This is a genomic window from Paraburkholderia sediminicola, from assembly GCF_046030555.1.
Lineage (GTDB): Bacteria > Pseudomonadota > Gammaproteobacteria > Burkholderiales > Burkholderiaceae > Paraburkholderia > Paraburkholderia sediminicola_E.
Genome location: NZ_JAQQCH010000001.1, coordinates 420,079 through 446,663, shown reverse-complemented (window position 1 = coordinate 446,663; position 26,585 = coordinate 420,079). Strand labels below are relative to the sequence as shown.

At 62.9% G+C, this 26,585-nt stretch carries 25 protein-coding genes and 1 tRNA gene; 20 read left to right on the top strand and 6 right to left on the bottom strand.

Translation table 11 applies throughout. From position 1 onward, the window contains the following. Positions 1 to 399: 399 nt before the first annotated feature. The 3 genes from PQQ52_RS02075 to PQQ52_RS02065 all read left to right on the top strand — a co-directional run bounded on the left by PQQ52_RS02075 (position 400) and on the right by PQQ52_RS02065 (position 2,393). On the top strand, positions 400 to 1,077 hold the full coding sequence (locus PQQ52_RS02075) for a hypothetical protein (protein WP_408206378.1): 678 nt from the start codon (positions 400 to 402) through the stop codon (positions 1,075 to 1,077). Between the two features lie 349 nt (positions 1,078 to 1,426). Continuing rightward, a complete protein-coding gene (locus PQQ52_RS02070) occupies positions 1,427 to 1,948 on the top strand; it encodes an NYN domain-containing protein (RefSeq protein ID WP_408206376.1) in 522 nt (173 codons plus the stop codon). Positions 1,949 to 2,198: 250 nt separating this feature from the next. Continuing rightward, positions 2,199 to 2,393 (top strand): hypothetical protein, encoded by a 195-nt coding sequence (locus PQQ52_RS02065; protein WP_408206374.1) that lies wholly within the window; start codon positions 2,199 to 2,201, stop codon positions 2,391 to 2,393. On the opposite strand, the gene PQQ52_RS02060 is transcribed toward PQQ52_RS02065, so the two are convergent. The 6 genes from PQQ52_RS02060 to pepN all read right to left on the bottom strand — a co-directional run bounded on the left by PQQ52_RS02060 (position 2,368) and on the right by pepN (position 8,793). Continuing rightward, positions 2,368 to 3,750, bottom strand: coding sequence for a DUF6538 domain-containing protein (locus PQQ52_RS02060; RefSeq protein ID WP_408206372.1), 1,383 nt, complete (start codon positions 3,748 to 3,750; stop codon positions 2,368 to 2,370). The genes PQQ52_RS02065 and PQQ52_RS02060 overlap by 26 nt on opposite strands. A gap of 118 nt (positions 3,751 to 3,868) precedes the next feature. Next, positions 3,869 to 3,944 (bottom strand) — tRNA-Thr (locus tag PQQ52_RS02055). Positions 3,945 to 3,999: 55 nt separating this feature from the next. After that, a complete protein-coding gene (locus tag PQQ52_RS02050) occupies positions 4,000 to 5,016 on the bottom strand; it encodes a class 1 fructose-bisphosphatase (protein WP_408206370.1) in 1,017 nt (338 codons plus the stop codon). A 120-nt stretch (positions 5,017 to 5,136) separates the two neighbouring features. Continuing rightward, positions 5,137 to 5,592, bottom strand: a complete 456-nt coding sequence (locus PQQ52_RS02045) for a HigA family addiction module antitoxin (RefSeq protein WP_408206368.1) — start codon at positions 5,590 to 5,592, stop codon at positions 5,137 to 5,139. A gap of 16 nt (positions 5,593 to 5,608) precedes the next feature. Beyond that, positions 5,609 to 5,890: a type II toxin-antitoxin system RelE/ParE family toxin gene (locus PQQ52_RS02040; RefSeq protein ID WP_408206366.1), complete on the bottom strand. Its 282-nt coding sequence runs from the start codon at positions 5,888 to 5,890 to the stop codon at positions 5,609 to 5,611. Positions 5,891 to 6,096: 206 nt separating this feature from the next. After that, complete coding sequence (gene pepN, locus PQQ52_RS02035; protein ID WP_408206364.1) at positions 6,097 to 8,793, bottom strand: aminopeptidase N; 2,697 nt, start codon at positions 8,791 to 8,793, stop codon at positions 6,097 to 6,099. A 216-nt stretch (positions 8,794 to 9,009) separates the two neighbouring features. Here pepN and PQQ52_RS02030 point away from each other — a divergent pair, with 216 nt between their 5' ends. The 17 genes from PQQ52_RS02030 (at position 9,010) to PQQ52_RS01950 (ending at position 26,548) form a co-directional block, all read left to right on the top strand. Beyond that, complete coding sequence (locus PQQ52_RS02030; RefSeq protein WP_408206362.1) at positions 9,010 to 9,708, top strand: DUF4136 domain-containing protein; 699 nt, start codon at positions 9,010 to 9,012, stop codon at positions 9,706 to 9,708. 652 nt (positions 9,709 to 10,360) lie between these two features. Beyond that, a complete protein-coding gene (locus tag PQQ52_RS02025) occupies positions 10,361 to 11,104 on the top strand; it encodes a beta-ketoacyl synthase chain length factor (protein ID WP_408206360.1) in 744 nt (247 codons plus the stop codon). Beyond that, entirely contained in the window at positions 11,088 to 11,882 is a 795-nt protein-coding gene (locus PQQ52_RS02020; protein ID WP_408206358.1) for a lysophospholipid acyltransferase family protein, read from the top strand. Before PQQ52_RS02025 ends, PQQ52_RS02020 begins: the two co-directional genes overlap by 17 nt. Beyond that, positions 11,857 to 12,156, top strand: a complete 300-nt coding sequence (locus PQQ52_RS02015; protein ID WP_408206356.1) for a phosphopantetheine-binding protein — start codon at positions 11,857 to 11,859, stop codon at positions 12,154 to 12,156. The genes PQQ52_RS02020 and PQQ52_RS02015 overlap by 26 nt, the downstream gene beginning before the upstream one ends. A gap of 2 nt (positions 12,157 to 12,158) precedes the next feature. Then, entirely contained in the window at positions 12,159 to 12,410 is a 252-nt protein-coding gene (locus PQQ52_RS02010) for an acyl carrier protein (RefSeq protein ID WP_020069032.1), read from the top strand. Further along, complete coding sequence (locus PQQ52_RS02005; RefSeq protein WP_408206354.1) at positions 12,410 to 13,072, top strand: COG4648 family protein; 663 nt, start codon at positions 12,410 to 12,412, stop codon at positions 13,070 to 13,072. Before PQQ52_RS02010 ends, PQQ52_RS02005 begins: the two co-directional genes overlap by 1 nt. Continuing rightward, a complete protein-coding gene (locus PQQ52_RS02000; RefSeq protein WP_408206353.1) occupies positions 13,069 to 14,781 on the top strand; it encodes an ApeI family dehydratase in 1,713 nt (570 codons plus the stop codon). The genes PQQ52_RS02005 and PQQ52_RS02000 overlap by 4 nt, the downstream gene beginning before the upstream one ends. Continuing rightward, positions 14,781 to 16,577: a glycosyltransferase family 2 protein gene (locus PQQ52_RS01995; protein ID WP_408206351.1), complete on the top strand. Its 1,797-nt coding sequence runs from the start codon at positions 14,781 to 14,783 to the stop codon at positions 16,575 to 16,577. The genes PQQ52_RS02000 and PQQ52_RS01995 overlap by 1 nt, the downstream gene beginning before the upstream one ends. Continuing rightward, entirely contained in the window at positions 16,564 to 18,171 is a 1,608-nt protein-coding gene (locus PQQ52_RS01990; protein ID WP_408206349.1) for an HAL/PAL/TAL family ammonia-lyase, read from the top strand. The genes PQQ52_RS01995 and PQQ52_RS01990 overlap by 14 nt, the downstream gene beginning before the upstream one ends. Further along, complete coding sequence (locus PQQ52_RS01985; protein WP_408206347.1) at positions 18,168 to 18,599, top strand: acyl-CoA thioesterase; 432 nt, start codon at positions 18,168 to 18,170, stop codon at positions 18,597 to 18,599. The genes PQQ52_RS01990 and PQQ52_RS01985 overlap by 4 nt, the downstream gene beginning before the upstream one ends. Continuing rightward, positions 18,587 to 19,288, top strand: a complete 702-nt coding sequence (locus PQQ52_RS01980; RefSeq protein WP_408206345.1) for an outer membrane lipoprotein carrier protein LolA — start codon at positions 18,587 to 18,589, stop codon at positions 19,286 to 19,288. Before PQQ52_RS01985 ends, PQQ52_RS01980 begins: the two co-directional genes overlap by 13 nt. Further along, complete coding sequence (locus tag PQQ52_RS01975; protein WP_408206343.1) at positions 19,288 to 21,699, top strand: MMPL family transporter; 2,412 nt, start codon at positions 19,288 to 19,290, stop codon at positions 21,697 to 21,699. The genes PQQ52_RS01980 and PQQ52_RS01975 overlap by 1 nt, the downstream gene beginning before the upstream one ends. Then, the gene (locus PQQ52_RS01970; protein WP_408206341.1) at positions 21,696 to 22,880 is read left to right on the top strand and encodes a beta-ketoacyl-[acyl-carrier-protein] synthase family protein; all 1,185 of its coding nucleotides are present in this window, start codon (positions 21,696 to 21,698) and stop codon (positions 22,878 to 22,880) included. The genes PQQ52_RS01975 and PQQ52_RS01970 overlap by 4 nt, the downstream gene beginning before the upstream one ends. Positions 22,881 to 22,888: 8 nt before the next feature. Then, positions 22,889 to 23,374 carry a hotdog family protein gene (locus PQQ52_RS01965; RefSeq protein ID WP_408206339.1) on the top strand — a complete coding sequence of 162 codons (486 nt, stop codon included), beginning with the start codon at positions 22,889 to 22,891 and terminating at the stop codon, positions 23,372 to 23,374. Then, positions 23,371 to 24,096, top strand: coding sequence for a 3-ketoacyl-ACP reductase FabG2 (locus PQQ52_RS01960; protein ID WP_408206337.1), 726 nt, complete (start codon positions 23,371 to 23,373; stop codon positions 24,094 to 24,096). Before PQQ52_RS01965 ends, PQQ52_RS01960 begins: the two co-directional genes overlap by 4 nt. Beyond that, positions 24,096 to 25,322, top strand: a complete 1,227-nt coding sequence (locus tag PQQ52_RS01955) for a beta-ketoacyl-ACP synthase (RefSeq protein ID WP_408206335.1) — start codon at positions 24,096 to 24,098, stop codon at positions 25,320 to 25,322. Before PQQ52_RS01960 ends, PQQ52_RS01955 begins: the two co-directional genes overlap by 1 nt. Next, positions 25,319 to 26,548, top strand: coding sequence for a beta-ketoacyl-[acyl-carrier-protein] synthase family protein (locus PQQ52_RS01950; RefSeq protein WP_408206333.1), 1,230 nt, complete (start codon positions 25,319 to 25,321; stop codon positions 26,546 to 26,548). Before PQQ52_RS01955 ends, PQQ52_RS01950 begins: the two co-directional genes overlap by 4 nt. Positions 26,549 to 26,585: the final 37 nt, after the last annotated feature.

The window sequence follows — 26,585 nt, the reverse complement described above, 5'->3', positions numbered from 1 at the left end:
TCGCCTACGTGATCAGATGACGGGCTAGGGCGTAGGCAGGGAGGGGCGGCAATCCGCTGCCCCATGTGGCCGAACTGTTGGGAACAAATAGTAGCCGTCGTTTCTGCGCAACACTTTTCGACGAGGAGACAGGCTTTCCTTGACTTATCCCAGGGGTCGCCAGGTTGCCGCACTAGATAAAACCTCTAATGCGACCGGTTACGAATCAATGGCGCGGGACCCAAAAGGGAACACCGGATTACCCTGGACGCACAACCTCACCCCTACTGCAACAGCAGTCCACAGAAAAATAACCCGCCGTTTTCTATTCCTCTACAGTGGTTCGCAACGTATCGTTCAGTCTTGGCGGGACGGCGGCGCTATCCGCAACCCCTTGTTTTTTTAGAAAGTAATCAGACCATGACCATCGATACAAAAGCAAAGAAACCGTTAAGGACAACCAGGGGATTTGGCGGGGCATCGACAGGGAAGCCCAACGAACAGAAAAGCAAATCGGACTCGGCCCGCGAAGCTATAGAGCGCGGCGAGAGCCGTTTCAACTGGACTTGCGAGCGCCACGGCGAGGCCGATCACTACAGTAAGCAAGGGGCATGCGTGAAGTGTTGTTCGGACAGGAACAGGCGAGCGCATGCGCAACGCGTGGCGACTCCGGAAGGCCGGAAGGCTCGCAACGATTACCAGCAAGAACGCAGAAGCATCCCCGAAGTACGTGAAGCGATCAACGCGTACCACCGCAGATACGACGAAAGCCGAAAGGCTCTGGATCCTTCGTATGCAGCACACATGCGGGCCAAGGCCGTCAATGCCAATGCGATCCGACGTATGCGCGAGCTAGAGCCGCCGCGCCCGGAGACCGCTATGCCGAGCAAGGAGACCCTAAGGGAATGCGCCGAGCTCGTGAAGCATTTCCCTGCTGATGCGGAGGTGGACCACGCAATCCCGCTCAGGGGGTTTCTCCCGGGCACCAAGGAATGGGTGGTTTCTGGACTCCACGTCCCATACAACCTGGAGCCGATGGAAGCACGGTCGAATACCCTGACGCCGCACCTCGTACTGCTGAGCGCCAGCGGAGCTTAGCATTTAGTAGGAGAAAGTCTGGCAAATAGTGGACTGGCGGGGTCCCGTAGCTTGCCGGGCATCAGCGTCAGATTTCAGAGATTCGACGTCTGGCACTCCTTCAACGGTTGTCTATGATGATGCTTGTCGTGCTCGTGGCTTTCATCGGCGAAAGAGCACTGATCGAGCGGATACACGACCCGCGTTACCTGCCGGTCATGGGCCACGGGGAGGCGGTGTGCTGAGCGAAAACCGCACCATAATTATGATTATTGGTCGTTTGACGGCGGTCGATTCTTGAGAGGCACGCTGAAAAACCTTAACCGCGAGTAAAACCATAGGTGGGCACGGTATGCTCCAGTCGAAATGTATGTTTTTCGTAGACGGCGAGAATTTAACCCTGCGTTTCCAAGCCATGGTGGCGGCTGGTGGCAGCCCAAGGCCAGGCGTCGGGCATGAAACCGACACGTATGTTTGGGCAAACGACATTGCTATGTACAGCTCTTGGTATTTGATGAGGGTGTCCTACTACACAAGTGTTTTTGGTGATGATCCCAAGCTTCGCTCTATCGAGGAGCAATTGAAGAAAATCCAATACCATTACCACGGCGGATCCGGATTTATCAATCCGCACGTATTCAAAAAGCAGAAGCGCGGAGATAAAACAAAAAGCGTTGATATCAATTTGGTTACCGATCTCTTGCGACACGCATACAACGGATCGGTCGACGAGGTGTGTATTCTCAGCGGGGATGGCGACTATTTGCCGACCGTCCGTGAGGTTATGCGCAAGGGAGTGCGGGTGCACGTAGGCGCTTTTAGCTCGGGACTGGACAGCCGGTTGCGCACTCAGTGTGATGAGTTCATCGACCTCGATCCTATATTTTTTTGAGGTTGCTAGCAGTTCTCCTTAGGGTGCCGCCAGCATCTCGAGCCGATAGCCTTGCTGTAACTGGCTGCGCCCCCCAAGCGTCGCAGGTGTAGCAGGGAAAAACGGGCAAATAGCCGTCAGCGAGCCGCAGCGCTGCCTGTACCGCCTCCTGTGCCTTGGGTGTCAGCGGGACCTTTCGCGTAGAAGTGTCCGTTTCGATCGACCACCACGGATGTTCCCGAATGTCTAGATACGGCACGGTGGCGCGTAGATGCACGTCATTGCCCGCGAGGAATGGCAGCAGGAGACCGGCGGCGCGGTCGAGGCGGTACGAGCGCAGGCGGCAACGGTAGCGCGGCACATGCAGGACGTGCAGACCCGAGCGACCATCGCTAATTTCCTGTTCGATGCCTCACTGTACGCGGGTAGCGTGGGCGAGCTTAGGGCAGCGGCAGCGCTCGCGTGAGCCACTCAGCCCGCATGTCGAGCGGGTAGCCCTGCCCATAGCCTGCACCCACCCCCGGCGTGACGTGACCGAGTATCTGGTCCGAGATTTCCGAGGGACACTGTACGGCCCGCAACAGGTCTTTTATCGTATGCCGCAGGCAGTGGTTCGTCAGTCCCGAAGCCTTGAGCCCCTCCCTACCACCTATCCACTTGTTCAAGGCCGCAGAGACCGCGCCAGCCGCACAGGCCTCCAGTGTGGTGTATCCGGGGAATGCGAGCGGTGACCCGTTGGCGAGCTTGTGGGCCTCCTTGAGCGCCACCATGGCCCGAGGGGTCAGTGGCACCTTGCGAGTGCTGGCCGAGGTCTTCAGGGAGCGCCAGGGGTGCGGCTTGACGTCAATGTGCGGGACACCAGCATGTAGGTGGATGTCAGCAGCGGCGAGGCCCGCGACCTCCGCGAGGCGACAGCCGGTCTCAGCCAACACCACGACGATACAGCGCAGCGGGTCCCATCCCTTGGTAGCGACCCAGGCATCCACACCACGGTGCAGCGCCAGCAACTGGTCAGCCGTGAACGGGAGCCGTTCCTTGGCGTCCTTACCGGCCTCTGGTATCTCGACCCTGGCGAACACGCTTTCAATGCCTAGCTCGTTCTCCCGTATGGCTCGACCGAAAGCAGCCTTGAGCGCGTTGAGGTAGCGGGAGACGGTGGTGGTGGCGATTGCTTGCCCCTCCGCGTTATGACCACCGGTGAGGAGCCAAGACACGAAGCCATTGACGTCAGACCGGCGCACCTTGCGAATGTCCCTGTCGGCCCCCAGGAACCCTGTGAGATACCCGAAGGCTATCCGCGCGGTCTTCTCACCATTGGGACGCGCTGCTATGTACTGGTCGAGGCAATCCGCCAGCGTGAACTCCCGGCGGTCCTGGGTCAACTGCAGCGCGGCGCGGTGGGCTGGTGACAGGTGCCGGTCAAGCTGGTGACCGTGCCGAATGTTCTCGTCTTCTCTGACCGATTGCGGTAACTGGTCGTCAAGGTAGTCGTGAAAGTAATCCAGGGCCTCCGGGGTCCCCTTGGGGTCCGAGGGATCCACACCATGCTGGAGCAGTAGCTGGCGGGCCTGTGTCCGTACATCCCCCCGAGTCGGATTGCGCAACTGTTCCCACTCCTCCGAGGTCTGCTTTACGAGCTTGGAAATCAGGGGCGCGGCAATGCGCGGGTCCGAGGTCTGAAGCGATACGACAATGTGAGATTTCCCGGCATGGGGAGACCGAGCGGCAACGAGCAGGGGGCGTATGTCGTCAGGGACTCGACGGCGGAAGTAGAGCAGCGAGCTACCCGGCTTTTGCCATACGTGCTTGAGCTTGATCGACATGATTGGAGATAGGCGGAGGAGGGGCATGTGTTACCGCTGAATGTTACCGATTATGGTAACCACACGCGCCCTGGAACCCTTGCCAGTCAAGCCAGAGAAGGCTTTGACAGATGTTCTGTGGTGCCGGAAAGAGGAATCGAACCCCCGACCTTCGCATTACGAATGCGCTGCTCTACCGTCTGAGCTATTCCGGCATCAGGAGAAACGAGATTATAGGGACTTTTTTAGGAACTTGGCAAGCCCCTGCAATTACTTTTTTGTTTCGAGATGGTAGCGGGTGACGCGGTCAACTTCGTTCTTCGAACCGAGGAATACTGCCACACGCTCGTGCAGGCTCTTCGGCTGGATGTCCAGAATACGCTTCTCGCCATTGGTCGCGGCGCCGCCTGCCTGCTCAACGATGAACGCCATCGGGTTCGCCTCGTACATCAGACGGAGCTTGCCCGGCTTGTCCGGCGTGCGCTTGTCGGCCGGATACATGAAGACGCCGCCGCGGTTCAAAATGCGGTGCACGTCGGCCACCATCGACGCGATCCAGCGCATGTTGAAGTCGCTCTGGCGCGAACCGTCCTTGCCGGCCTTCAGCTCGCCGATGTATTTCTCGACCGGCGGATACCAGTGCCGCTCGTTCGAAGCGTTGATCGCGTATTCACGCGTTTCGACTGGAATGCGCATATCGCTTTGCGTGAGCACCCAGGAACCCAGTTCGCGGTCGAGCGTGAAGCAGTTCACGCCGTTGCCGGTGGTCAGCACCAGCACGGTTTGCGGACCGTACACCGCGTAACCTGCCGCGACCTGCTGCGTGCCGGGTTGCAGGAACGATTGTTCGGTGGGCTGCTGGCCGTCCGGGCAGCGCAGCACCGAGAAGATCGTACCGATCGACACATTGACGTCGATGTTCGACGAGCCGTCGAGCGGATCGAATACCAGCAGGTATTCGCCCTTCGGGTAGTTGGCCGGGATCGGGAAGAACTGCTCCATTTCCTCGGACGCCATGCCCGCCAGGTTGCCACCCCATTCATTTGCTTCGAGCAGGATTTCGTTCGACAGGATGTCGAGCTTCTTCTGCACTTCGCCCTGGACATTCTCGCTGCCCGCCGTGCCGAGCGCGTCGCCCAGCGCGCCCTTGCTGACGTGGTAGCTGATCGCCTTGCACGCGCGCGCGACAACTTCGATCAAAAGGCGCAGGTCGGCCGGCAGGTTGTTGGTTTCGCGCTGCTGCTCGATCAGGTACTTCGTGAGAGTGGTACGACGTTGCAAAGCCATTGCTGTACTCCGGGGGCTTGAGGAATATCTCGATTTTAACCGCTCGCTGTGTCGGTTCCGCGCTTTTGAGATGGAAGGGCGTGCGTTCGTGTTGCTGAGCGCTGTAAAGGCCCGTGAAATTCAGGCTTTGCGGCGAGCCTTGATGGCCGTGACATTGCCGGTGAGGCGGGCGGCAAGCGCTGCGGCGCGGGCGTGTTCGGCTGGGACTTTCGGCATTTTCGGCCGGTTCGCCTTGGGCATCGGCTCGATCTCGCGTTCGATCTGTTCGCCGGCGGCCGCGGTGGCGACGCGCAGGTCGTAGGCGATCTGCAGATTCAGCCAGAACGGCGCGCTCGCGCCAAAGTAGCGTGCGAGCCGCAGCGCGGTGTCAGCCGAGATGGCGCGCTTGCCACGCACGATGTCGTTGATGCGTGGCGCCGGCACGCGCAGCGCAAGTGCGAGCGCATTGACGGACATGCCGAGCGGCTCGAGGAACTCGTATCGCAGAATCTCTCCCGGATGGATCTCCGGGATGCTTTCGCCCGTGTCGATGTCGGTGAAATCGATGCTGTCCAGATCGGAGCGTTTGATGACCATGTCGGTCTCCCAATAATCAGTGATAGTCGACAATTTCGACATTCAGCGCTTCTCCGTCGACAAAATGAAAACAGATGCGCCACTGGGCGTTGATTCGAATGCTCCACTGCCCGCTGCGCTGACCTTGCAAGGCTTCGAGCCGGTTGCCCGGCGGTGCATGCAAGTTGCGGATGGATCCAGCGGCATCGATCATGAACAGCTTGCGGCGGGCGAGCGCCTGCACGCGAAGCGGCAGTGAATGCACGAACTTGCCCTGAAAGATTGCCGCTGTAGCCTTGTCGCCGAATGTCGTGATCATGGAATGATATAACGCGTCGCGTTAAACGTAAACCGTTAAATGAGTACGTTTACTTTCATCCTGTCGAGCCGATACGAACAGTCGTCCAGTCGGCTAACGTTGACGTCAGCACGTCGCCTCATGGCGAAACTGATGGCGGAATTCAGGACGAAAAAAAGCCGGCAACACGTGCCGGCTTTTCGATGCGAAGCGCTTTCAGATGAGCATCACGCCAACGCCTTCTCCACGATCTCGCGCACGTCGCGCGATTTCACCTGCGACGCCACTTTCTCCAGCGCCGCGCGCATACCCTCGCGCAGCGTCGGCGTAAAGCGGCGCCACAATTCCAGCGAGCGGGCGAGGCGGGCGGCCACTTGCGGATTGATGGCGTCGAGCGCGATCACCTGGTCAGCCCAGAACGCGTAGCCCGAGCCATCTTCAGCATGGAACTGCGCGGGGTTCGCCGCACAGAAACTGAAGATCAGCGAGCGTGCGCGGTTCGGATTCTTCAGATTGAACGCCGGGTGCGCCATCAGCTTGCGCACGATCTCAATCACTGGACGCTGCGCGCTGCCGCGTTGCGTGGCTTGCAAGGCAAACCACTTGTCGATGACGAGCGGTTCCTTGTCGAAGCGCCGATAGAAGTCGTCCAGCGCCTGCTGCGCCTCGGCACTGCCGCCATTCGCCGCGGACGCATTGAGCAACGCCGAGAGTGCTGCCGAGCGGTCGGTCATGTTGTTGGCAGAGTCGTATTGCGCGGACGCGAGGCGCACGGCTTCAGCCGGATCGTCCAGTTCCGCGAGGTACGACAACGCGAGGTTCTTCAACGCGCGATGACCGGATGCCTCCGGCGTCGCCTCATAGGCACCCGGCGTGCGGTGCTTTTCGTACACGGCGAGCCAGTCTTTCCTGAGCGCGTTCGCGAGGCGCTTGCGCACGAACTGCCGTGCGGTATGTACAGCAGCGGGATTCGATTCGACCATCTGTTCAGCTAGATACGCTTCCGACGGCAGCATCAACGCCAGCTCGCGGAACGCGGGCGAGAGCGTTTCGTCGGTCAGCACGCGGGCGAACGCGGCGACCACTGAGTCGTCGAGCTGCAGCGGCACGCCCGTGGCGGCGCGCCCGGCGAGCGTCAGCAGCTCGCGCGTGGCGAGCCGCTGGCCGGCTTCCCAGCGGTTGAACGGGTCGCTGTCGTGCGCGAGCAGGAACGCGAGCTGTTCGACTGGGTAGTCGTATTCGACGATCACCGGCGCGGAGAAATTGCGCAGCAGCGAGGGCAGCGGTTCCTGCGCGACGTTGACGAACGTGAAGGTCTGTTCGGTCTGCGTGAATTCCAGCACGCGCGTGGTGGAGTCCGAAGCCCTGGTTTCGCCTTCCAGTTGCAGCGGCAGATCGCGGCCATCCTTGCCGATCAGACCGATCGCGAACGGAATCAGCAACGGGCCCTTTTGCGTTTCGCGCGCGGCTGGTGCGCCTTCGCCATAACCCTGCGTGAGCGTCACGCTGTAGCGTTGCTGCGCGGCGTCGTACTTCGTGCGTACCGAGACGCGCGGCGTGCCGGCCTGGCTGTACCAGCGCTCGAATTGCGCGAGGTCGCGGCCGTTCGCATCAGCCAGCGCGTGACGGAAATCGTCGCAGGTCACGGCCTGACCATCATGCCGCTTGAAGTACAGGTCCATGCCCTTGCGGAAGCCGTCGCGGCCGAACAGCGTTTGATACATCCGCACGACTTCCGAGCCTTTCTCGTAGACGGTCATCGTGTAGAAATTGTTGATCTCGACGTAGCTTTCCGGGCGTACAGGATGCGCCATCGGCCCCGCGTCTTCCGCGAACTGCATCTGGCGCAGCACGCGCACGTCTTCGATCCGCTTGGTGGCGCGCGCGGCTTCGTCAGTTGCGCCGCCTGCCATGTCGGCCGAGAACTCCTGGTCGCGGAACACTGTCAGGCCTTCTTTCAGGCTCAACTGGAACCAGTCGCGGCACGTGACGCGATTGCCGGTCCAGTTGTGGAAGTACTCGTGACCGACCACCGCCTCGATGTTCGCGAAGTCGGTGTCCGTTGCCGTTTCGGGGTTCGCCAGCACGTACTTCGTGTTGAAGATGTTGAGCCCTTTGTTCTCCATCGCGCCCATGTTGAAGTCGCTCACCGCGACGATCATGAAGCGGTCCAGATCCAGTTCCAGCCCGAAGCGTTCCTCGTCCCAGCGGATCGAATGCTTCAGCGAATCCATCGCATGCTGCGTCTTGTCGAGATCGTGTGGTTCGACCCATACCTGCAGCAGCTTTTCCTTGCCCGAACCGCTCTTCACGCGCTCTTCGAGTGCCACGAGCTTGCCCGCGACCAGCGCGAACAGATAGCTCGGCTTCCTGAACGGATCTTCCCAGCGGGCGAAATGGCGGCCATCGGGCAGATCGCCTTCTTCGAGCAGGTTGCCGTTCGACAGAAGCACCGGGTAATCGGCCTTGTTAGCGCGCAGCGTGACCGTGAAGGTCGCCATCACGTCGGGGCGGTCGAGGAAATAGGTGATTCGGCGGAAGCCCTCGGCCTCGCACTGCGTGAAGAAGTTGCCGCCCGACACATACAGTCCGGATAGCGTGGTGTTTTCCGCCGGATTGCAGATACTGGTAAGCGTGAGCTCGAAGTTGTCCGGCACGTTGTCGAGCGTGAGGCCGTGTTCGTGCGCATGCGCGTTAGTGAAGGGCGCGCCGTCGATCGTGGCGCTGACGAACTCGAGTTGCTCGCCCATCAGTTCGAAATTCGAAGCTCGGGAGGCGTCCGGATTGCGGCGCACACGCATCGTGTTCCTGACGACGGTGCGGTCGGGGACCAGATCGAACTCCAGTGCGACGGTGTCGATCAGGAAGGCGGGCGGCGCGTAATCGGCGCGGCGGATCACATTGGGCGTTGCGGTATCGGCCATGGCGTTCTGTAGTGATGGGACTCGAGCCGTCACGCGTGCTTATGGCGCGCGAGCCGGGCTTGTCGAGCCATTGTACAAAGGCTCGACGGATCGTGCGGAGCGAACTTTTTACCGAATTGCCTGGTCAGCGTATTATCGGGCGCGCCGCGCGCAGCAGAGCATGCGTGCAAACCAACCCGGTCAAGACTGGCGATAACAGGCAACACGAGGTAGACCATGAAATTCGATCGATGGACCCGCCGCGCCACGCTGCTGCTGGCCACGCTGACAGCGCTGCTGTCAGGCTGCACGACGTACGTGACCACTCAGGTCACGGCGTTCTCCGACTGGAGCGGCAATGATGCCACCCGTACCTATGCTTTCACGCGGGCAGCGGATCAGCAGAACAATCTTGAACTCACCACCTACGAGCGGCTGGTCGGCAACGAACTAGCCACGCACGCGTTCCGTCCGGTCGACGCTTCCCAGGCGCGTTATCTGGTCGGGCTGTCGTACGGGATTCGCTCGGACATGGTGACGGTCGCGCAGCCTGTGTATTACAACCCCTGGCCGGCGCCGTACTGGGGCCGGTCGTTCGATCCGTGGGGGCCATGGGGTCCGTATCCGACCACGTACGTGAATCAGAGCTACCCGATTTTCACGCACCTGCTCGGCGTGCGGATTACCGAGCGTGCTAGTGGCAAAGAGGTCTACAACGTGACGGCGCGCAACTCGGGCGGCGAGTCGTCGTTGGTCAGGGCTATGCCGTATCTGGCGCGCAGCGCGCTGGCCGATTTTCCGCTCGGCAACGGCGTGGTCCATACCGTGAAGATCCCCGTCGACAAGAACGGCGGAGCGTCGAACGAAGTTGCCACGTCGGGCGCCGCCCCTGCGGCAGCGCCGGCATCAGCGTCGAGCGCGAAGGCCGTGCAGTAAGCGAGCGGTGCGTTCAACGGCATCCGTTGCGGCGCAACAAAAAGCGGCCCGGCAGGATATTCCTGCCGGGCCGTTTTCATCCGCGAGCATGAGGTCAAAAGTCGCGCTGTTGTAAGTGCCCGTAAGTTGTGCGTGAGATTTGAGCGACGCGCGGCGAATCACTCGGCAAATAGCGTCTGGCGTATTGAAGTGTTCCGAAACGAAACACTTTCTTCGAAAGTTAAATGAAAGTATCGGTGCGTATTGAGGGAAGCCCTGCACGTCCAGCCGGGCTGCGAAGCTCGCCACAAGTAGCTTTGCGGGCCGGTCACGCGCTACGCAAGGGCCGCTGGGCCTGCTTTCCGGTGTTGTCCAGTCAGCCGTCGTGCGAGCGATACGGATACAGATGGATACGTCTTTTGTGGCTGATTTAATCCACAATATTCAGTATGATTCCGGCGTCCACAGGGCGCCTGAGACAATCCATCAGACCATTTGGCAAAGGCGCCTAAATAATCGGGGCCAAGTGCCGTTAAATCGCTGAACCCATATAAGAAGATTGGATTGACCCCCCGGCTGGAGATTGCCGTTCCGCGCGGCGCGTATGCTGTGACAGCAACGTATTCCGTCAGGCGCTCTCAGCCTCTCCTCGCTTCTACGCGCGAACACCGATATGCCCGATCTGCACTGGACCATTCCGGTCGCTCGCTGGTCGAGCTGGCCTGCCGCGGCAACTGCCGCACCCGATATCGGCTTCATCGAGCCGATCGTGCGGCGTCGCCTGAGCACTTTGTCGAGAGTGGCCCTGAAGGTCGCGCATGATTGCGTGGCGCAAGACGAGGTTCGGGTCGTGTTCGCTTCACGCCACGGCGAATTGCGGCGCACTACAGACATCTTGCGCACCATCAGCGCGGGCGAGCCGGTCTCACCGACCGCCTTCAGCCTGTCGGTACTGAACGCAATGACCGGCGTGTTCGGCATCGCGCGTGGCGACCGTTCCGCTGCCAGCGCGATCTCGGCCGGTGCTGAGACGCTCGGTTACGCGCTCCTGGAAGCGTACGCGCAATACGCCGCGCAGCCCGGCTCGCCGGTGTTGCTGGTATACGCTGATGAACCGGCCGAACCGGCGTATGGCACGATTGAAGACGAAGTGCAGGGCGGCGCGATCGCGATCCTGCTAAACGGCGAAGCGAACGCGGGGCAATTGGTTTGCACGTTGTCACGCGCAGGTGAGCCGGAGACTGCAGAGGCAGCGCAGGGCGCAAGCCACACAGGCGAGGACAACGAGTCAGGCACGGAGGAAAGTTTTGCGAGCCAGAGCCAGGCATTGCTGCACTGTCTGGAAACGGGCCAGCCCGCCGCCTGGCAAAGCGCTGGCGCCGCCTGGCATTGGAGGCTGCATGAACGCGCGATTTAATTACCTCTGGCGATTCTGCGCGACGGGCATGGCCTTCGTGGTGTTCGGCATTTGCGGCGTGCTGTTTTCGGTGCTGGTGTTCCCGTTTGCCTGGCTGTGGCCGCATCCGGCATCGCGCCAGCGCGTGGTGACGACTGTGATTCACTGGTTTTTCCGCGCGCTGGTCGCGGTGTTGCAGCGCATCGGCGTGATGGAGCTCGAAGTGTCAGGCGCGCAGGCATTGCGCGCTGGCGGCCCGGCGATCGTGGTCGCCAATCACCCGACGTACCTGGACGTGATGGTGCTGTTGTCGCTCACGCCGCGTGCCTGTTGCGTGGTGAAAAACGCGCACTGGAGCAACCCGTGTTTCTGGGGAATCGTGCGCTCGGCGGAATACGTGAGTAATGCCGATCCCTCGGCGCTCGTCGAAGCCGGCGCGCGGCAGCTCGCAGCAGGCTACACAATGATTATTTTCCCCGAAGGCACGCGCAGCCCTGCGCCGAACCGGCTGCACGCCTTTTCGCGCGGCTTCGCCCACATGGCATTGAAGGTCGGCGCGCCGATCGTGCCGGTATTGATGGATTGCGATCCGCCGGCGTTCACCAAGCAGATGCGCTGGTACGACGTGCCGGCGCGCGCTTTCCGGATACGCGTGAACGTACTCGAGCCGCTTGGCGTCGAGCAACTCGCGGACCACGCGATTACACCGTCTCTCGCGGCGCGCAGCGTGACTAGCGCCATCGAAGCACACATTACTCAGCACCTGTTCGATTATGGATTCTTTAAAACTGGAAATTAAACAGCTTCTGATCGAAGCCCTCGATCTGGAAGACCTGAGTCCCGCCGATATCGACGACGACGCACCGTTGTTCGAGACCGACGGCATCGGTCTCGACTCGATCGACGCGCTCGAGATCGGCATCGTGCTGCGCAAACAATACCAACTGACCATCGCAGCGAACGACGAACGTACCCGCGAACATTTCCGCTCGATCAGCACGCTGGCCGCACTGGTCGCGAGTCAACGCGAAACGGCGCATGCTGTGAACGAAACCACAAAAAAAGGGGATTAATCGTGTCCGAGGCAGAGATTCTTGAACGCATTCGCGCCATCTTCAAAGAGAACTTCGCGATTGAGCCGGAGCGCGTGACGCCCGACGCGCATCTCTTCGAAGACCTCGATCTCGACAGCATCGACGCCGTCGACCTCGCGATCAAATTGCAGGAAATGACCGGCCGCCGCATCAAGCCGGAAGAATTCAAGTCGGTGCGCACGGTCGGCGATGTGATCGGTGCGGTCGAATCCCTGCTGGCGGCACAAGGCTGATGCCATCCGTGCGCTCGCGAATGCAAGCGGCGGCGAGCTCGCCCGCCGGGGCATCGTCCGGCGTTGAGCGCCATTGGGCCAAAACGGTGGTGCAGGTTCTGCTGAAACTCGCGTATCCCGCGTTGATTCTATGTGCCTGGCGTTGGGACACGCCGCGCTACGTCGGTTGCATGCTGTTTGCGATTCTGTGGCTGCAACGCTGGGCCGGCAGCGGTCCGGTCGCGACCTCGCTGCGCCGGCTTTCCTCGATCGATTGGACTGTGGTCGGCCTGCTGAGCTGCGCCTCGGCCGCGATCGTGTTCACCAACAGCGAGCTGCTGTTGCGCCTCTATCCGTCACTCGTCAATCTGGGCCTGTTGATCGCATTCGGCGCGACGCTCGTGCGCGGCCCGTCGATGATCGAAAAATTCGCCCGGCTGGGCAATCCGAATCTGCCGCCCGGCGCCGTGCGCCATACGTGGCGCGTGACCCAGGTGTGGTGCGTATTCTTCGCGCTGAACGGCGCGTTCTCCGCTTATACGGCGCTGTACTGGAGCCGCGCAAGCTGGTCGCTCTATAACGGCGCGATCGCCTATGGGTTGATCGGCGTGCTGCTGGTGGCCGAGGTCATCTGGCGTTACCTGGTGGTGCTGCCGCGAGCCGCGCGTTCGGAGGCGGCATGATCGCGTTGCATGATCTGCTGTCGGCGGGCCATGAGGCTGCTGTCGTGAATGCGCCGGTATGCCGCGACGGCGCGACGGTGCTCGATCGCGCTGCGTTTCGCGCGCGTGTTTCGACACTGGTCTCACTGATGCAACCGCAAGCCGCGCACCGCTACGCATTATGTATCGACGATCCCTTCGATTTCGCCTGCGCGCTGTTTGCGTTGTTCGCGTGCGGCAAGGAACCGGTGATTCCGGCCAATGCGACACCGGGTTATCTCGCCGATCTTGCCGACGCGTACGACGCCGTGCTGACCGACGCCGACCTGCCGCAGGTTGTGCGAGATGCCGATGCCGATATCGATGTCGCAGACGCGTCGGGCGCTTCATACGCGATCGATCCGCAAGCCCAGTTGACGCTCTACACCTCGGGCAGCAGCGGCACCCCGAAGCCGATCCGCAAGAGCCTCGCGCAATTCAACGCCGAAGTGCACACGCTCGAAAAGCAATGGGGCGCGCTGGTCGGTGATGCGACGATGCTGGCGAGCGTGCCGCATCATCACATCTACGGTCTGCTGTTTCGCGTGTTGTGGCCGCTCGCCGCAGGCCGCGCGTTCGACCGCGCGATCAGCATCGAACCTTTGCATCTGCAAACGCAAATCGAGCAATGCGGCGCGACGGTGGTCGTCTCGACGCCCGCGCAATTGTCGCGTTGGCCCGCGTTGCCTGGATTCGCCGCGCTGCAGCCGGCGCCGCGCGCATTCTTTTCTTCAGGCGGTCCGCTTGCCCTGGAAGCCGCGCGGGAATACGCCGCTGCTTATGGCGCCGCGCCGCTCGAAATTTACGGCAGCACGGAAACCGGCGGCATCGCGTGGCGGCGCCAGGACCAGACCGATGCGTGGCAACCGGTGGGCGGCATCGAAGTCCGCCGCGACGAAGAGGGCGCACTGAACGTGCGCTCGCCGCATCTCGACCACACCGGCTGGCATCGCACCGACGACAAAATCGCCTTCGACGCCGACGGCCGCTTCCGCTTGCAAGGCCGCCTCGATCGCGTGCTCAAGCTGGACGGCAAGCGCGTGTCGCTGCCGGAACTCGAAACGCGTCTCGCGTTGCATCCGTATGTCGCGCAAGCGGCGATCGTGCCGCTGGAAGGTGCGTCGCGCGACCGCGTCGGCGCTGTGGTCGCGCTGACCGAAGTGGGCAGCGAGGCATTGCGTGAGGAAGGCCGCGTGCGACTCGCACAAACCCTGCGCCGTCATCTCGCTGCGTATTTCGACGTAGTGGTGCTACCGCGTCATTGGCGTTTCCGCCTTACGTTGCCGTTCGACGCGCGCGGCAAACTGCCGGTGGCCGCCGTGGCGGCGGCTTTCGAGCCGCGCGCGGACGGCGTGGAAGTGCTCGCCGAAGCGCGCAACGCCGATACGCTGCACTACGAACTGCGCGTTCCGCCGACGCTTGTGCATTTCGCCGGCCACTTTCCCGGGTTGCCGATTCTGCCGGGCGTCATTCAGGTGCACTGGGCAATGCGTCTGGCCGCCGAACACGTGCCAGCCGTGCGCGCGCTGGCATCGGTCGACCGGCTCAAGTTCATGGCGCCGGTATCGCCAGGTGCAGTGCTGAATCTCACGCTCGCGCATGACGCCGCGCGTGGGCGAGTGCAGTTCGCGTACCGGCTGAGCGGGCGGGAATGCGCATCCGGCGTGATCGTGTATCGGGAGCCCGCGTGATGAGCTTCGTCCCGTGCATCCTCATTCCGATTTACAACCACAAGGACGCGATCGGCGCGACCGTCGCCCATCTCGCGGTGCACGGCTTGCCGATCTTTGTTGTCGACGACGGCAGCGATGAGGCGACCCAGCAGGTGCTCGCCGCGCTGGCGCAACAGTACGCCGCTCAACTCGAGCTGCTGCGTTTGCCGGTCAACGGTGGCAAAGGCGCGGCCGTGATGGCAGGGCTGCGCGCCGCGCGCGCTGCGGGTTACACGCACGCATTGCAGATCGACGCGGACGGCCAGCACGACACGACGGACGTGCCGCGTTTCATCGAAGCGGCGCGAGCCGAACCGGGCGCGGTGATCCTCGGCCGCCCGGTCTACGACGAGAGCGTGCCGAAATCGCGCCTCTATGGCCGTTATCTGACGCATGTGTGGGTATGGATCGAAACGCTCTCGCTGACGATTCGCGATTCGATGTGCGGCTTCCGTCTTTATCCGCTTGCGCTGGCGTGCGAGCTGATCGATAGCGTGCAACTGCCGACACGTATGGACTTCGATATCGAAATTCTCGTGCGTCTGCACTGGCGGCGCGCGGCGTTCCGTTCGATTCCGACGCGCGTCACTTATGCAGCGGATGGCGTGTCGCATTTCGACGTGCTGTGGGACAACGTGCGCATTAGCCGCAGTCATACCCGGCTCGTGTTCGGCATGTTGTGGCGGCTGCCGATGCTGCTCGCGCATAAGGTGTTGCCGCGCCGCTCGGCTCCCGCAAGCGCACTGAACAAGCAGCCGACGCGAGACGAACAGGACGAACCGGGCAAGCCGAACGAACCGGGCAAGCAGGCGGAACGAAGCATCCAAAGCCCGCAGGACTGGTGGCGGATCGCCGAACGCGGCAGCCATCTGGGCATGTCTTTGCTCGCGCTCAGTTGCAAGCTGTTCGGCCGCCGTTTCACCGCGCTCTGGCTGCATCCGATCGTCGCGTATTTTCTGCTGACGGGCCGCACCGCGCGCGAGGCGTCGAGCAACTACTTCACGCATCTCGGTGAAGCCGCGCCGCACGGCGATACGCCGCGTCCGGGTTGGCTGTCCGCCTATCGTCACATGCTGGCGTTCGCACAATCGGGCTTCGATAAGCTCGCGGCATGGTCCGGTCGCGTCAATAACGCCGACGTCAAATTCGAAGATCCTTCGGCATTCCAGGCGTTGGTGGCGAGCGGCAAAGGTGCGCTCGTGATCGGCGCGCATCTCGGCAATCTGGAAATGACCCGCGCGCTTGCCGCGCAAGGCGCTTACGCGAAAGTCACTGCCGTGGTCTACACCGAACACGCACGGCGCTTCAATAGCGTGCTGGCGTCGGCCAATAGCCAGTTCGCGCGGCATCTGCTCGAAGTCAGCGACTTTGGACCCGAGACCGCGATGATGATGCAGGAGCGCGTCGATGCGGGCGAGCTGCTGGTGATCGTCGGTGACCGCGTGCCGGCACACGAAGCAGGCCGTACGACCGAAGCCCAATTTCTCGGTTCGACAGCGCCATTCGCACAAGGCCCTTACGTGCTGGCTCATGCGTTGGGCTGCCCGGTCTATCTGTTCTTCTGTCTGAAAGAGCACGATGGGTATCGTCTGTATTTCGAGCCCTTTGCCGATCGCATCGAGTTGCCGCGCCGCGAGCGAGCGCAGCATCTTGCCGCGTGGGCGCAGCGTTACGCGGCGCGGCTCGAACACTATTGCCGCAAGGCCCCTTATCAATGGTTCAATTTCTTCGATTTCTGGGCCAGCCCCAAGCGAGGCGCAAATGGCCGAACATGATCTGATCGACACGCCGAACGTCAGCGTGAAAGACAACACCAGCGCAAGCGCGGCGGCGGTGACGATCGGCGGGCGCAAGCTGACGATTGAAGAGGTCGTCGCGATCGCGCATCATCGCGTGCCGGTTGCGTTGAGCGCCGATCCAGCGTGGCGCGCGCGCATCCAGCGCGGCGCGGATTTTCTGCGCCGGCACCTGGCGTCGGGCGCGACTGTGTACGGCGTCAACACCGGCTATGGCGACGCGTGCGTGGTCGACGTGCCGATGGAACTCGTCGAAGCCTTGCCATTGCAACTGACGCGTTACCACGGCTGCGGCATGGGCCAGCATCTCGACGACGCACAAACACTCGCCGTGATCGCCGCGCGACTCAACTCGCTGGCCTATGGTTTTTCCGGTGTGCGCCCCGTGCTGCTCGAACGTCTTGCCGACCTGATCAATCATCGCGTGTTGCCGCGCATTCCGTCGGAAGGCTCGGTTGGCGCGAGCGGCGATCTGACGCCGCTCTCATACGTGGCCGCCGCGCTTGCCGGCGAACGCGATGTGATGTTCGGCGGCGCCCTGCGCAACGTCCGTGAGGTCTGGACCGAACTCGGTCACGCGCCATTGACGCTGGCACCGAAAGAAGGCCTCGCGCTGATGAACGGCACCGCGGTGATGACGGGCCTCGCCTGTCTCGCGTTTGCGCGTGCCGATCATCTCACGCGCCTCACCGCACGCCTCACGGCGCTTTCTACCGTGGCACTCGACGGCCGCGCCGCGCACTTCGACGCGATGCTATTCGAAGTGAAACCGCACGCAGGCCAGGCAGAAGCAGCAGCGTGGATTCGCGACGATCTGAGCGGGCGCGAGGATACGCCGGGGCATCGACTGCAGGATCGCTATTCGATTCGCTGTGCGCCACATGTCATCGGCGTTGCGCGCGATGCCTTGTCGTGGGTGCGCCGCGATGTCGAGAACGAACTGAACAGCGCGAACGACAACCCGTTGATCGATCCCGACAACGAGCGCGTGCTGCACGGCGGCAACTTCTACGGCGGGCATATTGCGTTCGCAATGGACTCGCTGAAGGTCGCGGTCGCCAATCTCGCCGATCTGATGGACCGGCAGCTCGCGCTGCTGGTCGACGTGAATTTCAACAATGGTTTGCCGCGCAATCTGTCGGGCGCCGCCCCCGCGCGTGCCGCGATCAATCACGGCTTCAAGGCCGTGCAGATTTCATCGTCTGCATGGACAGCGGAAGCGTTGAAGAACACGATGCCGGCCAGCGTTTTCTCGCGTTCGACCGAGGCGCACAATCAGGACAAGGTCAGCATGGGCACGATCGCCGCGCGCGACTGTTTGCGCGTGTTGGAGTTGACCGAGCAGGTTGCCGCCGCGCATACGCTGGCGACGGTGCAAGCCGCGCATTTACGCTTGAAGATCGACAGCGCCACGCCGGTTCCCGCGCCGCTGCAAGCCTTCATCGACAGTGTGAGCGCGCAGTCGCCGTTGGTCGACGAAGACCGTGCGCTGGAAAGCGACCTGCGTGCGCTGACCGCGCGCATCGCCGCGTGCAATTTGCTGGACGACTATCGCGGAGGCTTGAACGCATGACCGGCTCCCCTAAAGTGCTGACGGCCAGCGCGACGGTCGAAGTGCCGTTTCACGACGTCGACGCGATGAACGTGTGCTGGCATGGCAACTACCTGAAGTACTTCGAGATCGGCCGCGCGGCGCTCCTGCGCACCTTCGATTACGACTACCGCGAGATGCAGGCCTCGGGTTACCTGTGGCCGATTGTCGAGGCGCATCTGAAGTATGTGCGTGCGGCCACCTACGGTCAGGCGCTCGAAGTCCGCGCGCAACTGCTCGAACATGAAAACCGCCTGAAAATAGGCTATGAGATCGTCGATTGCGCAACTGGCACGCGGCTGACGAAGGGCTACACGATCCAGGTCGCCATCGATGCCGCGACCCAGGAACTGCAGTTCGTGTCGCCGCCGGTCGTATTCGAAAAGCTGGAGCGTGTATGGGGACAATGAACTTGCGCGGTATGTCAGCGCGCGCGTTGTTCGCGCTAGGTACGGTAAGCGTAATAAGCGCCTTGAGCGTTTCAGGCGTGGCAGCGTGGCCGATGACAGCGTCTGCGGCAGAAGCCGCGCAGTCTGCCGGAAATCCGGCACTGGTCTCGCAGATCGCCTCGCACCTCGCACAAGCCAGGGGCGTCCGCGCGCAGTTCACGCAAACGCAAACGCTCGCCGCGATGAAGCAGCCGCTCGTCAGCACGGGTTCGCTGCTGTTCTTCCGCGATCGTGGCGTGATCTGGCAGATCGACACGCCGTACAAAGCCACCTACGTCATCACCGACGCGGGCGTCACCGAAGTCAACGCCAACGGCCAGCGCGTGACGGCTCACAGTGCCCAGGGCACGCGCGGCGTCGCGCAGGTCTCGAAGATGATGCGCGCGATGCTCAGCGGCGATCTGTCGGCGCTGTACTCGCAATTCGACGTCGAGGCCGAAGGCAGCGCCGCGCAGTGGCGCATGCAACTCACGCCGAACCAGCCGCAGATCGCGCAGTCGATCAAAGGTTTGCAGATGAATGGCGGCGACTATCTGCAAAGCTTGCGCATCACGCTCGCGAACGGCGACATCACGAAGCTCGACTTCGCGAAGAGCGCGGCCGTGACCGAACCGACGCCGGCTGAGCGCAGCCTGCTCGGAGCGCCGTAATGCAGGTGCTGCAACAGCGGTCCGCGAAACAGGCGTGGGGCATGCGCGCCGCGTGGCTGCTGCTCGCGCTCGCTGCGGCGCTGTATTGCGGCTGGCGTTTCGCGGGACCGTCGCCGCTGCAAACCAATCTGCTGGCGTTGCTCCCCGCGACCGAAGCGGATCCGGTCGCCGAAAAGGCGGTCGATACGCTGGCGAGCGCGCTGGGCGACCGCACCGTTTTTCTCGTCACCAGCAACGATGATGCGCACGCCAAGGCGGCGGCGAAACAACTCGGCGCGTCATTGCAGAAGAGTGGTGCTTTCGGCTCGGTGACGGCGGAATTGCCGCCGTTCGATCTGTCGCAGATCGCGGCGCTGTACATGCCCTATCGCTTCGGTTTGCTGGCGCCTGCTGACCGTGCGACGCTCGCGCAGCGCGATGCTTCAGGCGCGACCTTGCATGACGCGCTCGCGCAGCGCATCTACAGCCCATTGCGCGGCGGCCTAAGCACGCCGCTCGCCGACGATCCGTTCGGTTGGCTCGAACACTGGCTTGGCGGTTTGCCGCTCGCCACGTCGAATCTCGAACTCGAAGACAACATGCTGGTGTCGCATCGCGGTACCGCGACTAGCGTGCTGATCGTCGCCACGCTGCCGGGCTCGGCCTACGAATCGAAGACGCAGCAGGCCGTGCTCGCCGCGCTCGCACAAGGCGAAAGCGCGTTGAAGCAGGCGTTCCCCGACGTGTCGGTGGCGAGAACCGGCGCGGTGTTCTACGCGGAGTCGGCGCGCAGCGCATCGGAACACGAGGTGCATCTGATTGGCGTCGCGTCGCTGTGCGGGATCGCGTTGTTGATGATGTGGGTGTTTCGCTCGCCGCGTCTTTTGCTGCTCGGTTTCGTTTCGACGGCGCTCGGCATCGTCTGCGCGCTCGCGGTGACCATGCTGGTGTTCGGCCAATTGCATCTATTGACGCTGGTGTTCGGCGCCAGTCTGATCGGCGAAGCAGTCGATTATTCGATCCAGTATTTCGTGGTGTATCTCGGCGCGGGTCGCGATTGGGACTCGCGTCGTGGTGCGCGCGCGGTACGTCCTGCCTTGACGGTTGCGCTTGCCACCAGCCTGCTCGGCTACGCGATCCTCACATGGGTGCCGTTCCCAGCGCTCAAACAGATTGCGTGCTTCGCGATTGCCGGCATTACGACGGCGTTTGCCTCCGTGCTGTGGTTGTTGCCCGCATTGCTCACGCGCGCACCGAAGCGCAGCCCGCAACGCGTATTCGCCGGGGCGGCGCGTGTGCTGACGGTCTGGCATCGCACGATCGGCGGCAAGCGCGCATGGTTGGTCGCGGCGCTGTTGCTGATCGTGGCGATTCCCGGTTGGTTGCGTCTGACGAGCGACGACGATATCCATCTGCTGATCCAGCGTGATCCTTCGCTGGTCGCGCAGGAAGACAAGGTGCGCGCGGCTGTCGGCGTGGATAACAGCACGCAGTTTTTTGTGGTGCGTGGCGAGACGCCGGAGATCGTCTTGCAACGCGCTGAAGCATTGGGCGTGAAACTGGATGGGTTGAACGGGACGGCGAACAAGGTCGGCAGCTATCAATCGGTGGCGCAATTCGTGCCGTCCGCAAAACAGCAGAACGAAGATCGTGCATTGCTGGCACAGCACGTGTTCAACGATCCCTCGGCATTGCGCGCCACCCTGCTGCAGGCGGGCTTTAAGGACGAAGTCGCCGACGCCTGGCTTGCCGCGTACGCGAAACCGCAGCCGCCGCTTACGGTCGACACCTGGCTCGCCGCGCCGTGGTCGCAGCCGTACAAACATCTGTGGCTGGGTGTTGTCGATTCGACGGCCAAAGCCTACGCAGCAGTGGTGATTCCGCAGGGCGTGACGTCGCAGAACGAACTCGCGCTGATCGCCACCGCGCGGGCGCTGCCCGGCGTCGTCTTCGTCGACAAGGCGGCGAGCGTCTCGAAGCTGTTCGGTGCGTATCGCGTAGATAGCGGCTGGTGGCTCGGCGGTGCGCTGGCGCTCGTGCTCGTGCTGCTGATGCTGCGCTACCGCGTGCGCGGCGGCATCGCCGTGACGCTGCCGGTGCTGCTCGCGGTCGGCGTCACGCTTGCCGTGTTCGGCTACGTTCACGTACCCCTCAATCTTTTCAACTGGCTCGCGCTGATGCTGGTGCTCGGCGTTGGCGCAAACTATGCGGTATTTCTGCGCGAAGGCTGCTTGCGCGCGGACGCCGATCTCGGCGCGGTGTGGACCGGCGTGCTGCTGTCGGCGGCCACCACGCTGCTGTCGTTCGGCATGCTCGGCATGAGTGCAATGCCTGCGCTGAAGAGTTTCGGCGCCACGCTCGCACTCGGCATTGCGGTTTCGGTGCTGCTCGCGCCGATCGGCATGCCATCGGAATCAAGGAGGGCCGCATGAAGGCGCCATCAGTTTATTTGCACGCGCTCGGCATGATCAATGCGCTCGGCGGCGACCTCGATGCAATCGTCCCGGCGCTTGCCGCCGGTCACGCACCCGGTATGGCAAACGCGCATACCGGCATTGGCGAGGCGTTTGTGGGCAGTGTGCTCGCGCCGCTGGATCTGGCGCCGGCCGCCGCGCTCGCGCGTTACGACTGCCGCAACAACCGCTTGCTGCTGGCCGCGCTGGCGCAGATCGCGCCAGCGGTTGAAGCGGCGCGTGAGCGTTACGGCGCGCATCGGATCGGCGTGGTGCTCGGCACCAGCACGTCGGGAATCGAAGCGGCCGAAGCCGCGTTCGTCTACCAGGCGCAAGCGGGCGACTTGCCCGCCAGCTTCAATTACCGGCAGATGGAGATCGGTACCGTCGCGCCGTTTGCCGCCGCCGCGCTCGGCGTGCAGGGCCCGGCGTTCACGATCTCGACGGCTTGCACCTCGAGTGCCAAGGCTTTTGCTTCGGCGCGCCGGCTGCTGCAATTGCGATTGTGCGATGCGGTGGTGGTGGGTGGCGTCGATTCGCTGTGCGAGTTGACGGTGCAGGGTTTCGCCTCGCTCGAATCGACCAGTGGCGTGCGCACCAATCCCATGAGCCGCAATCGCTGCGGGATCAACGTCGGCGAAGGCGCAGCCGTGTTCCTGATGAGCCGCGATGAAGCGGCGGTGAGACTCGCGGGTGTCGGTGAATCGAGCGATGCGCATCATATTTCCTCGCCCGACCCGCTCGGTGTCGGCGGCGAACTCGCCCTGGAAGCGGCGTTGGCCGATGCGGGCATCGCATCGGCGGCGATCGGCTATGTGAATCTGCACGCCACCGCCACGCGCAAGAACGACGACATGGAAGCGAAGCTGATGGCGCGCGTGTTCCCCGACGGCGTGGCGACGAGCGGCACCAAACCGCTGACCGGGCATCAGCTCGGCGCGGCGGGCGCCACCGAACTCGCCTTCGCCTGGCTGACGCTGGCGCGCGAAAACATGCCGCTGCCGCGTCATCTGTGGGACGGCGAGGCCGATCCCGCGTTGCCGGTGCTGGATCTGGTCGAAAGTGAACGTTTTCTGCGGCGCGGCGCGGGGCCGCAGTACGTGATGAGTAATTCGTTTGCATTCGGCGGCAGCAATGTCAGCCTGATCCTCGGACGGTGACGCGCGTGATGACCCAGACGCCCTCCATCCAGGAACTCGTCCTGCAACCGATCGAAGCGATCATCCCGCATCGTGGCACGATGCTGCTGATCGATGCCGTGAACACCTTTAGCGAAGACGCACTGAGCGCGCGAGCAACCGTGCACGCGGACGCATGGTATGCCGACGCCGACGGCGCGATGCCCGCATGGATCGGCATCGAGTTGATGGCACAGGCCATCGCCGCGCATGTCGCGCTGCTGGCCATGCGCGGCGGCGGAAGAGCGCGCCCCGGCGTGCTGCTCGGCTCGCGCAGCTACAAAGCTTTGCATCCGTCGTTCGCAAGCGGCGCCCAGTTGCTGATCCATGCAACGGAATTACTGCGCAGCGAAGAAGGCCACGGCGCCTACGAATGTACGATCCACCACGGCGACGTATGTTGCGCAGAGGCGGTCATCAAGGTCTTTCAGCCGCGCGATTTTCAGTCATTCATCGAAGGGAGTTTCAGTTCATGAGCCGGCGTGTTCTCGTTACCGGCGCAAGCCGCGGCATCGGCCGTGCGATTGCGTACAAGTTGGCCGCCGACGGTTTCGCGGTGTCCGTGCATTGCCGCACGGGCCGCGCCGAAGCCGAAGCAGTCGCAACGGGCATCGCCGCGCAAGGCGGCACGGCGCGCGTGCTGCAATTCGACGTGCGTGAGCGCGCCGTGTGCCGCGAGGTGCTCGAAGCGGACGTTGCCGCGAACGGCCCGTACTACGGCATTGTGTGCAGTGCGGGCGTGACCCGCGACGCCGCGTTCCCCGCGCTCACCGAAGAAGACTGGGACATCGTGATCGAAACCGGTCTCGACTCGTTCTACAACGTCGTCCATCCGTTGACCATGCCGATGGTGCGCGCGCGCAAGGGCGGGCGCATCGTCACGATCGCGTCGGTCTCCGGCGTGATCGGCAATCGCGGCCAGGTCAACTACAGCGCGGCGAAGGCGGGCCTGATCGGCGCGACCAAGGCGCTCGCCGTCGAACTGGCGACGCGCAATATCACCGTCAATTGCGTGGCGCCGGGTTTGATCGAAACCGGCATGCTCGACGACATGCCGCTCGAGCAGATATTGAAGACGGTGCCGATGAACCGCGTCGGCCAGCCTGCCGAAGTGGCGTCCGTGGTCAGCTTCCTGATGTCGGATGCGGCTTCGTATGTCACGCGTCAGGTGATTGGCGTCAATGGTGGGATGGTGTGATGAAACGCGTCGTCATTACCGGCATGGGGGGCGTCACGGCGTTCGGCGATAGCTGGGACATCATCGAAACGCGCCTGAAGAGCGGCGTGAACGCGGTGCGCCGGATGCCCGAGTGGGATTACTTCGAATCGCTGCATACGCGGCTCGCCTGTCCGTTGCCGGGCTTTACGATGCCCGCGCATTATCCGCGCAAGAAAACCCGTTCGATGGGGCCGGTGTCGATGTATTCGGTACGGGCAAGCGAACTGGCGCTCGCCGACGCGGGCCTCACCGACGACGTAACCATCAAGGACGGCCGCATGGGCGTCGCCTACGGTTCGTCGTCGGGCTCGGTACAACCGATTCGTGCATTCGGCACGATGCTCGAAACCGGCTCGATGAGCGACGTCACGTCGAACAGCTACGTGCAGATGATGCCGCACACCACGGCCGTCAATGTCAGTCTGTTCTGGGATCTGAAAGGACGGATCATTCCGACCTCGTGTGCGTGCGCATCTGGCAGTCAGGCGATCGGCTACGCGTATGAAGCGATCCAGGCCGGCAAGCAGACGCTGATGCTGGCGGGCGGCGCGGAAGAAATGTCGGGTCCCGCGGTCGCCGTGTTCGACACGCTGTACGCGACCAGCACGCGTAACGACGAGCCGCATCTGACGCCACGTCCGTTCGATGCCGCGCGCGACGGCCTCGTGGTCGGCGAAGGCGCGGCCACGCTGGTGCTCGAAGAGTATGAACACGCAGTGGCGCGCGGTGCGCGAATCCATGCGGAGATCGTCGGGTTCGGTTGTAACTCGGACGGCGCGCACATGACGCAGCCGACCGCCGAAACGATGGCGTTTGCCATGCAGCTCGCGCTGCAGGATGCGCAACTGCTGCCTGAAGCGATCGCCTACGTGAACGCGCACGGCACGTCGACGGACCGTGGCGACATCGCCGAAAGCCATGCGACCGCGCAGACCTTCGGCGCGCGCATGCCGATCAGTTCGCTCAAGAGCTATGTCGGCCACACGCTCGGCGCGTGCGGTGCGCTGGAAGCGTGGTGGACCATCGAGATGATGAAGCGCAACTGGTATGCGCCGACCTTGAACCTGGAGAACGTCGATCCGGCCTGCGCGCCACTCGATTACATCGTCGGCAACGGTCGTGAGATCGACGCTGAACATGTGATGAGCAACAACTTTGCATTCGGCGGCATCAACACGTCGCTGATTTTCAGGCGCGTTCGATGAGCGCGGCGCTGCAACGCGTGGTCGTCACCGGCATGGGGATCGTGTCGTGCCTCGGCAATACGCTCGACGACGTGTCGGCCGCGCTGCGCACGGGCCGCTCGCGTATCGAGCGGATTGACGCGTGGCGTGAGCGTGGTTTCAGTTCGCAGGTAGCCGGCGTCGCGTCGGTCGCGCAGGAGCTGCCGTTCGAGCGCAAGCTCGAGCGATTCATGGGCGATACCGCGCGCTTTGCGTGCCACGCCGCGCGCAAAGCCATCGACGACGCCGGGCTCGACCCCGCCGCGTTGCGCTCGCCACGCGTGGGTGCTGTGATCGGCTCGGGTGTCGGCGCGCTGTCGAGTTACGACTTGGCCGTGTCGATCGCGAATGCCCGCGGCGTCGACAAAGTGCCGCCCTACGCGGTTCCGCAAGCAATGAGCAGTACCGCGTCGGCCAACGTTGCGCAGGTGTTCGGACTTGAAGGCGTGAGCTATTCGCCGTCGTCGGCGTGCACGACGTCGGCGCTCGCCATCGGTCAGGCGATGCAGCTGATCCAGACCGGCCGCCAGCAGATCGTGCTGGCCGGCGGCAGCGAGTCGCTGCACGACAACATGACGATGATGTTCGACTCGATGGGGGCGTTGTCGCGCAACTTTAACGACACGCCGCAGCACGCTTCGCGTCCTTACGATACGGCGCGCGATGGCTTCGTGATTGCTTCCGGCAGCGGTGTGCTGGTGCTTGAATCGCTCGATCACGCGTTGGCGCGCGGCGCCCGCATTTACGCGGAACTGACCGGCTTCGGCGACTGCACGGATAGCGCGGGCATGGTCTCGCCGCACGCGGCCGGCATCGCGCGAGCGATGCGCGGCGCGCTAGGCGACGCGGGCAAGCGTCCGGACTATATCAACACGCACGCACCGTCGACACCGCTTGGCGATGTCGAAGAATTGCGCGCATTGAGCGACGTATTCGGCAGCGAAGTACCCGCGTTCTCGTCGACTAAAGGTATGACCGGGCATCCGCTCGGCGCATGCGGCGCGCACGAGGCGATCTACATGTTGCTGATGATGCGCGACGGTTTCATCGCGGGGACGATGGGCATCGAGACGCCGGAACCGGGCGTCGACGACATGCCGCTCGTGCGTGCAACGCGCGACGCACGCATCGGCACGGCGATGTCGATTTCATTCGGGTTCGGCGGCAGTTGCGCAAGCCTGATGTTTGAAGGGTGGCAGGGCGGTTGAACCGGCCGCGATTGTTAACGAAACGAGGGCGATAAAA